Below are 1,633 nucleotides of genomic sequence, written 5' to 3'. Positions count from 1 at the left end.
CGACCGTCAGCACCATGACTTGCTCGTGCAAGACATGATTGTGCTCAAGGTTGTGCACCATCACTTGTGGCACGCCATGCAGATTTTTGGCTAAATAGATGGCCGAGCCTGGCGCCGTCACCAGGGACTGATCCAATACTTTTTCTTCCAGTTCTTCGAACAATACCCGTTTTTCATCCAGATAGGCCGCCAACAGTTCGCGGCCTTTGATCCAGGTGGTGATCATCAGAAATAGTGCGGAACCAACGACTAACGGCAACCAGCCGCCGGTCGGAATTTTCAGGCTGTTAGACGAAAGAAACAGGAAATCTATAGCAAGGAAAACTGATAAAAAAGCAATGCTGGTGCTTCTTTTCCATTGCCATAATTCCGAAATCACGATAAAAGCCAGGATTGTGGTCGTAATCATGGTGCCTGTAACGGCAATACCGTAGGCTGAAGCCAGTGCCGATGAAGACTGAAAGCTCAACACCAGCACAAATACTGAAACCATCAGCAGCCAGTTGACAACCGAGATATAAACCTGCCCCATTTCCTCGCCCGAGGTATGCAGAATCTGCATACGCGGGCAGTAGCCCAATTGTATGGCCTGCCGTGTTATCGAAAAGGCACCGGAAATGACCGCCTGCGAGGCAATCACTGTGGCTAGCGTCGAAAGTACCAATAGCGGATACAGCGCCCAGGTCGGTGCGAGCAGGTAGAACGGATTTTCTATCGCCTCGGGATGCCTAAGCAACAGTGCGCCTTGGCCAAAATAATTGAGCAGCAGGGCCGGAAAGACAAAGCTGAACCAGGCATAGCGTATCGGTTTCAGGCCGAAATGTCCCATGTCAGCATACAGTGCTTCAGCACCAGTAACGACTAACACCACTGATCCCATGATTAAAAAACCTTTCCAGCCCAATTCACCCAGCAGGTTGACTGCATAATAGGGATTAACAGCCATTAATACCTCCGGCTGCTGGACAATATTAATTATCCCCATGATCCCCAGCACAGCAAACCAGATACACATGACCGGCGCGAACAATTTGCCAACCTCGCCGGTGCCTTTAGCCTGTATAACAAACAGTCCACCCAGCACGGCAACGGTAATCGGCACCACATATTGCGCTAGCGGCGGAGCAACAACGCTCAGGCCTTCGACCGCGCTGAGCACGGAAATGGCCGGCGTGATCATGCCGTCGCCATAAAACAGAACCGCTCCAATCAAACCAATGGTGACAATGAAACGCATTTTGCCCGGATTATCCCGGGAACCGTGCAAGGCCAGCACCATCAGCGCCATGATGCCGCCTTCGCCTTTGTTGTCGGCACGCATGATGAAAATCGCATATTTGGTCGTGACCACCAGCGTCAACGACCAGAAAATCAGCGAGAGAGCGCCAAGGATATGACTAGTATCTGTAGTTAATCCGGCATGAAAAACTTCCTTAACAGCATATAAGGGGCTCGTGCCAATATCGCCGAACACGATGCCTATTGCCCCCAAAGTTAATCCAGTTAATTGTTGGTTTTTGTTATCAGCTGCCATTACAAATACGTTTGAGAAATCAGGACAAGACCAATCCGACGCTTTCTGTTAACACCAAGGGACTTTGTCGTACTTTAACTACCAAGCGATTTTGTCGTA

At 49.9% G+C, this 1,633-nt stretch carries 1 protein-coding gene; it reads right to left on the bottom strand.

What is annotated here, in order from left to right; all coding sequences use genetic code 11:
* Positions 1 to 1,534: potassium transporter Kup (locus IT781_RS21765; RefSeq protein ID WP_194972265.1), on the bottom strand; the 1,534-nt coding region annotated here is incomplete at its 3' end.
* Positions 1,535 to 1,633 lie beyond the last annotated feature (99 nt).

The organism is Methylobacter sp. BlB1 (assembly GCF_015476545.1).
Classification (GTDB): Bacteria; Pseudomonadota; Gammaproteobacteria; order Methylococcales; family Methylomonadaceae; genus Methylobacter.
Note: the sequence above shows the minus strand (reverse complement) of the source record. Positions and strands in the feature narration are given on the sequence as shown.